This is a genomic window from Streptomyces sp. NPDC059567 (genome assembly GCF_042735655.1).
Classification (GTDB): Bacteria; Actinomycetota; Actinomycetes; order Streptomycetales; family Streptomycetaceae; genus Streptomyces.
On the sequence record NZ_JBHWBS010000077.1, the window covers coordinates 21,695 to 28,294 of the forward strand.

Annotated in this window: 6 protein-coding genes; 2 read left to right on the top strand and 4 right to left on the bottom strand. The window is 73.3% G+C overall.

The features are described from left to right. Window positions 1-189: 189 nt before the first annotated feature. On the bottom strand, window positions 190-1,665 hold the full coding sequence (locus ACFVZW_RS27385; RefSeq protein WP_384526451.1) for an SDR family NAD(P)-dependent oxidoreductase: 1,476 nt from the start codon (window positions 1,663-1,665) through the stop codon (window positions 190-192). 63 nt (window positions 1,666-1,728) lie between these two features. Next, window positions 1,729-2,442 carry a (2Fe-2S)-binding protein gene (locus ACFVZW_RS27390; protein ID WP_384526454.1) on the bottom strand — a complete coding sequence of 238 codons (714 nt, stop codon included), beginning with the start codon at window positions 2,440-2,442 and terminating at the stop codon, window positions 1,729-1,731. 212 nt (window positions 2,443-2,654) lie between these two features. On the opposite strand from ACFVZW_RS27390, the gene ACFVZW_RS27395 reads away from it, so the two are divergent. Both ACFVZW_RS27395 and ACFVZW_RS27400 read left to right on the top strand, forming a co-directional pair. Next, a complete protein-coding gene (locus tag ACFVZW_RS27395) occupies window positions 2,655-3,371 on the top strand; it encodes a carbonic anhydrase (protein ID WP_384526457.1) in 717 nt (238 codons plus the stop codon). Between the two features lie 117 nt (window positions 3,372-3,488). Then, the gene (locus ACFVZW_RS27400) at window positions 3,489-4,472 is read left to right on the top strand and encodes a DMT family transporter (protein WP_384526460.1); all 984 of its coding nucleotides are present in this window, start codon (window positions 3,489-3,491) and stop codon (window positions 4,470-4,472) included. On the opposite strand, the gene ACFVZW_RS27405 is transcribed toward ACFVZW_RS27400, so the two are convergent. Further along, window positions 4,353-5,687: a transglycosylase family protein gene (locus ACFVZW_RS27405; RefSeq protein WP_384526464.1), complete on the bottom strand. Its 1,335-nt coding sequence runs from the start codon at window positions 5,685-5,687 to the stop codon at window positions 4,353-4,355. The genes ACFVZW_RS27400 and ACFVZW_RS27405 overlap by 120 nt on opposite strands. A gap of 380 nt (window positions 5,688-6,067) precedes the next feature. Then, window positions 6,068-6,600, bottom strand: a 533-nt coding sequence (locus ACFVZW_RS27410) for a hypothetical protein (RefSeq protein WP_384526467.1), incomplete at its 5' end; no start/stop codon positions are given.

Genomic DNA, 6,600 nt, shown 5'->3' on the forward strand with positions numbered 1-6,600 from the left:
GGCAGGCCAGTCCCCAGGCAAGCCGTGGGGGTTTTGTGAAACCCCGGTGGCCGACCGTGGACATCAGAGTAACCAAATGAGCGGCTGGGCGCTCTATGGGGCCCAGAAGTGTGACGCGATCGAGTGAATTTCGGACATCTGGGCGGTTTACCGAGGCTTGGTTGCCGAAAGCGGCTTACCGAGAGCCGATCACCAGTTGCCGGGCGCGTAGTCCTTGAGGAAGACGCCGTACAGGTCCTCGCCCGCCTCGCCGCGCACGACGGGATCGTAGACGCGCGCGGCGCCGTCGACCAGGTCGAGCGGGGCGTGGAAGCCCTCCTCGGCCAGGCGCAGCTTGTCGAAGTGCGGGCGCTCGTCGGTGATCCACCCGGTGTCGACCGAGGTCATGAGGATGCCGTCGCTCTGGAACATCTCCTGGGCGCTGGTCCGCGTCACCATGTTGATCGCGGCCTTCGCCGCATTGGTGTTCGGGTGCCCGGCGCCCTTGTAGCCGCGGCCGAAGACGCCCTCCATCGCCGAGACGTTCACGACGTAGGCCCGTCCGCTGGACGCCTTCTCGGCGGCCTCGGCCATGACCTGCCGCAACTTGCTGATCAGGATGAACGGCGCCGTGTAGTTGCACAGCTGGGTCTCCAGCAGCTCCACCGGGGAGATCTGCTCGATGGTCTGCACCCAGGTGTTGGTCTCGACGACGTCCGGCACCAGGCCGCCCGCGTCGATGGCGCTGCCGTCGCGGTGCCGCTCGACGCTGGCGTTGCCGGCGACCAGCGCGAGGTCGGCGACCTGCTGCGCGTCCAGGCCGCTGACGCCGACGGGCAGCGCGGTCAGGCCGTCCACCGCGCCGGAGTTGAAGGCTCCGATCACATGGTGGGCGGGGAGCTCACCGGCGGGCAGCGGGGCGCTCTCGCCATCGACCAGGGCGGCGTAGGCGGAGGGCAAGCGGCGCACGGTCTGCGTGGCGTTGTTGATGAGGATGTCCAGCGGACCGTCCTCGGCGATCCGGTCGGCCAGGGCGACCGCCTGGGCGGGGTCGCGCAGGTCGATGCCGACGACCTCCAGACGGTGCATCCAGTCCGCCGAGTCCTCCATGGCCTTGAAGCGGCGGATGGCGTCCTTGGGGAACCGGGTCGTGATCGTGGTGTGGGCGCCGTCGCGCAGCAGCCGCAGCGCGATGTACATGCCGATCTTGGCCCGGCCGCCGGTGAGCAGCGCGCGCTTGCCGGCGAGGTCGGTGCGGGCGTCGCGCCGCGACCGGTTCAGGGCCGCGCAGTCCTGGCAGAGCTGGTGGTAGAAGTAGTCGACCTCGACGTACCGCGTCTTGCAGGTGTAGCAGGAGCGGGGGCGCTGAAGTATCCCGGCGATCTTGCCGGCCTCGGTGACGGAGGAGGGCAGGATGCCCTCGGTCTCGTCGTCGATCCGCTGTGCGGAGCCGGTCGCGGTGGCCTCGGTGACCGCCTTGTCGTGGGCGGTCTTCGCGGCCCGGCGCTCCTGGCGGCGGCGCTGCTTGACCGTGCGGTAGATGCCGGCGGTGGCTCGCCGGACGGCGATCGCGTCCGGGTGGTCGACCTCCAGCTCGTCGAGCTCGTCGAGCACGCTCAGGCAGACGGCCAGGCGCTCGGGGTCGATACCCGGCCCGTACTCCTGGGTTTCTTCGGTCACCGTCATGGCCTCTGTCGTTCCTCGATCGCTCGTACGCTCGCGCGCGCCCATGTCCTCAAAAGAGAAACTTTACGGAGCGGGGGGCCGTGTCTCCAAACCCGTGGCGGGAGCGTGGTCGAACACACAGTCGCCGCAGAGTCCGCCGCCGGGGCAGCGGTAGTAGAGGCAGCAACTGGTACGTCGCAGGGCGGGTCCCTGGACGGTGCGGGCCAGGTCGGGGTGGTCGAGGAGTCCGGTCACGAGCTCGGCGGCGCGCCGGGCGGCCTCGGGGCGGCCCTGTGCGCGGGCCCAGCGGGTCAGCTCGCGCAGGGCTCCGGCGAGCGCGGAGCCGGCGTTCCCCCACAGCAGCCGGGGCGAGATCCGCCCGTCGCGGCGGAGGGCGTCGTGCAGTGGGACGAGGTGGGCGAGCTGGACGGCCTCGCGGAGGTCGGCCACGGTCGCGGGACGGGTGTCCGTGCCCGCCCACCACAGGTCGTCGGGCGAGGTCAGGGCCCCGTCCCAGTACAGGTCCGCCGGGTCGAGGGCCGGGAACCTGCCGTGGAGGGCGGCCGGGCCGAGGGCGGTGGACCAGAGCCGGGCGGCGAGCCCGAGGTGGGCGATCGAGGCGGCCACCCGTCGCTCGGGGGCGCGGAGGCGGGCTCCGACGCGGTCGACGCGGGCGGAGAGGGGGCCGGTCTCCCCCGCGTACAGGCGCGCGAGCGGGAGATGCGCGCCGCCGGTCTCCGGCGCGGCCGTCCGCAGTGCGAAGAAGCCGCCGACCGTGCTGCTCTCGCCGAGATCCACCGTCACTGCCTCCTGACAGGGTCGCCGGTCGCGCGTCCGGCGTCGGGTGCACGGCCGTCGGGTGCATCGTCGCTCGGTGCACCGGCGTCCGGCAAAGGCCCGGTCGCGTTCCGGTCATGCATGGTCATCTTCGGGTCATGGATGGTCATCTCCGAGTCATGCTCGCTCCAAGTGAGGCTCCACGACCGCCGATCACCGTAACGCTCGACCGCATGACACCTTCCACGAACCCCATCCCCTCCACCGTTCCCGGCCGTCGCGCGGTGCTCGCGCTGACCGCCGCGGCCGCGGCGGCGGCCGTCCCCGCCTCCGCCCGGGCCGCCACACCCCCGGCCCGCCGGTCCCGACCCGGGGAACCGCTCACCGCCGCCGCGGCCCTGGCCGAACTCCGGGCCGGGAACGCCCGGTTCGCCGCCCTCCGGCAGATCCACCCCCACGAGGACGCCGCGAGGCGCGCCGCCGTGGCGGTCTCCCAGCACCCGTTCGCCCTCGTCCTCGGCTGCGTCGACTCACGGGTGCCGCCCGAGCTGGTCTTCGACCAGGGCCTCGGGGACCTGCTGGCGATACGGTCGGCCGGGCAGGCCCTCGACGAGGCGGTACTCGGCTCGATCCAGTTCGGCGTCGAGGAGCTGGACGTCCCGCTGGTCGTCGTCCTGGGGCACGAACGGTGTGGGGCCGCGACCGCCGCCGTGGAGTACGTACGGACGGGCAAGCCCGTCGAGGGACACCTCGCCCGGATCGTGGAGGAGCTCGCCCCCGCGGCGCGCGCGGCGCGCGATCTGCCGGGTGACTGGGTGGAGAACACGGTGCGGGCCAATGTGGACCGGATTCGGCGGCGACTGGCTCGGGATGAGGCTTTCCACAAGGCCCGGATCGTCGGCGCCCGCTTCGACCTGGATACCGGAAAGGTCGCTTTCCACCCCTCCTGACCTGCGCTGGCGTACATCCCAAGGCGTACGAGACGGTCCCGTACTGCGACAGCAGTACGTCCGAAGGCGTTCCCAGGTACGACGACGTGAACGCCCGGAAGAGAGATCGTTGTATGTATGAGCCCCCTCCTGCTGTCCGTACTCCTGTCACTGGTCTCGGCGGTCGCCTACGCGGCCGCGGCGATCGTGCAGGAGCGGGTCGCGGCCGCCACCGGCGGCCCGACCTACGCACCACTGCGCAGCCCGGCCTGGTGGGGGTCCGTGCTGCTCAACGGTCTCGGTGCGGCGCTCCATGTCGCGGCGCTCGCCTACGGCCCGCTCAGCCTGGTCCAGCCACTGGGCGCGCTCACGATCGTCTTCGCCCTGCCCATGGCGGCCCTCTTCGTGGGCCGCCGGGCCGGCCACAGGGCCTGGCGCGGCGCGCTCATGGCCACGGTCGGACTCGCCGGGCTGCTCAGCCTGACGGGCAGCGCGGAATCCCAGGCGCTGGGCGGCACCGAGCGCTGGCTCCTCGCCGCGGCGACCTTCGGTGTGGTGGGCGGGCTCTTCACCGCCGCCCATCTGCTGGGCCGCTCGGTGCTGCGCAGCATCGTGCTCGCTGCCGCGGCGGGTGTGTCGTTCGGCATCGCCTCGGTCTTCACCAAGACCGTGGCCGTCGAGTGGTCGCCGGACGCGCCGTTCGCCCAGTGGACGAGCCTGCTGGTCCTCTCCGCCCTGGCGGTGACCGGGCTGTTGCTCTCCCAGGCCTCCTACCGGGGCGCGGGTCTCGCGGCGCCGCTGGCCACGGTCACGGTCGTCAACCCGGTGGTCGCCGCCGCGGTGGGCCTCACGCTGTTCGGCGAGAGCTTCCGGTACGGCGCGGCCGGCACCGTGGCCGCGCTGATCTGCGGCGCGGTGGCGGCGGGCGGTCTGATCCAGCTCACGACGGACCGGCTGACGGCGTCGGACGACTCGCTCTCGGTGTCAGAGAAACGGCTCGTGTCAGATCGCGACGCCCCGCGCCCTGAGGTAGGCCAGGGGGTCGATGTCGGACCCGTACCCGGGACCCGTGCGCACCTCGAAGTGGAGATGCGGTCCCGAGCTGTTGCCGGTCGATCCTGAACGGGCGATGCGCTGCCCGGAGTTGACCCGCTGGCCTTCGCGGACGGTGAGCGCGGAGAGGTGCGCGTACTGGCTGTAGCGCCCGTCGTCGTGGCGGATGACGACCTCGTATCCGTACGCGCCGCCCCAACCGGCGGAGACGACGCTGCCGGTGGCCACGGCCTTCACGGACGTGCCGGTGGGGACGGGGAAGTCGACGCCGGTGTGATACCCGCTGGACCAGGAGGAGCCGGAGACGCGGTAGCGGGTGCCGATGGAGGCGGAGACGGGGGCGCTGAAGAGGTCGGCCTGCGGCGCGGGCTTGGCGGCCGGTTTGGCCGCGGGCTTGGCGGCAGGCCGGGCGACGGGTTTGGCGGCCGGCTTGGCGACGGGTTTGACGGCGGGCCTGGTGGCCGGCTTGGCCGCCGGCCTGGCCTGCGGGGCGGTGGGAGGCTTGGTGGCCTTCGGAGCCGGCTGGGTCGTGGGCGGCTTGGCCGTGGCCTGCTTCGCCGTGGGCACGGGCTTGGCGACCGGGGGCTGGTCCGTGGGCGGCCGGCCGGGGGCGGCGATCCGGAGGGTCAGCTTCTGGCCCGGATGGATCAGGTCGGGATCGCTGCCGACGACGGCGCGGTTCGCCTCGTACAGCCGCTGCCAGCCGCCCTTGACCCGCTCCTCCCGGGCGATCCGGGAGAGCGAGTCGCCGGGGGCGACCGTGTACATCTCACGGATCGTCGGCACCGTGGTCGGGGTCGCCGCCGGGGGCTTGGCCGCGGGAGTGCGCTGGACCTGCCCCGCGCGCTGCCCCGTCGCGTCGCGCTGCGCCGGTACGGACGCGGGCCGGACCTCCGCCCGCTCCGGCGCCTGCCCGAGTCCCGCACGCGAGGAGCAGGTCGGCCAGGCTTCCGGGCCCTGTCCCTTGAGGACCTTCTCCGCGACGGCGATCTGCTGGTCCTTGGAGGCGAGGTCGGCGCGGGGCGCGTAGTGCGTGCCGCCGTACCGCTCCCAGGTGGACTGGCTGAACTGCAGTCCCCCGAAATAGCCGTTGCCCGTGTTGATCCGCCAGTTGGAGGAGGACTCGCAGGCGGCGACCTTCTCCCAGACGTCGAGCGAGGCGGCCTGCGCGGCCCCCGCACCGACCAGCGGTAACGCGATCCCGGCGCCGCCCGCCGTGACGGTGAGCGAGGCGCGGTTGATCCGGCTCGGCTGGTACCGGCGGTGTCGTCCCCGTACGGCCATGGGCCCCCCTCGTACGCGTCAGCGGAAGCGCATCGGCAGTCGCCCAAGGTAAGGGAAGGTCACAGGCCGTGACAAGAGCCGGGGCGAAACCCCAAGTCCCTTGTGTCACCTACGGATCAGCTCCGTGCGGGCCCCGGCTCGGGCTGGGGCTCGGGTCCCGGTACGGGAGCGGGTCCCGGGGGCTCCGGAACCGGGTTCGGGGGCGGCACGGGAGGCGGTTCCGGCACCGGTGTCGGCGGTGAAGGCACCGGCCCCGGCGGCGGGATCGGAGAGGGCGGTACCGGATCGGGGTACGGATGGGTCATGACGGGCCTCTCGATCGACGGGGCCGTACGGCTCCAGCCTCTCCCGGAGCGTGTGCCCGCGCCCGCCGGGGCCATTCATCCGTGTCGGCGCACCGCCGTGGCCGCGGCGGCGAGACCGAGGCGAGGGCTGGAGAGGACGGACAGCGGGGTCGTGGTCCGCTCGGCGGCGTCCGCCATGGACGCCTGGGCGAGGACGACGACACCCCCGTCGGCGGGGATACGGTCCAGGGCAGCCGCGACCGTGTCGAGATAGCCGTCCCGGTCGCCGGCCTCGAACCGCTCCCAGGCGCCGTCCACGACGAGCGTGGTGACGAACGAGGTCCTGTCCCCCGACTCCTCGCGGAGCAGGTCGAGCGTGGGCGCGAGGGTGGACTCCACCGTCGCGACCACCACGATCCGGTCCGACCCGACCGCCTCGGCGGCCATCGGCCGGTCCACCCGCAGGACGGGCACGCCCAGTTCGGCGGCGCTCCGTTCGGCGACGCCGCCGATGGTCGAGCAGGTGCACAGCACGGCGCGGGGCCCCCGCGCCGCGCGCCCGGCGGCGGGGCCCCCCCCGCGCCCCCCGCCCCCCGCCGGCCCCCCCCGACCCCGCCCCGCGCGATCGA

Bases quoted from the DNA above. Each gene is read 5' to 3' on its own strand.
- ACFVZW_RS27385 (WP_384526451.1), bottom strand. From the start codon at position 1,665: ATGACGGTGACCGAAGAAACCCAGGAGTACGGGCCGGGTATCGACCCC.
- ACFVZW_RS27405 (WP_384526464.1), bottom strand. From the start codon at position 5,687: ATGGCCGTACGGGGACGACACCGCCGGTACCAGCCGAGCCGGATCAAC.
- ACFVZW_RS27400 (WP_384526460.1), top strand. From the start codon at position 3,489: ATGAGCCCCCTCCTGCTGTCCGTACTCCTGTCACTGGTCTCGGCGGTC.
- ACFVZW_RS27395 (WP_384526457.1), top strand. From the start codon at position 2,655: ATGACACCTTCCACGAACCCCATCCCCTCCACCGTTCCCGGCCGTCGC.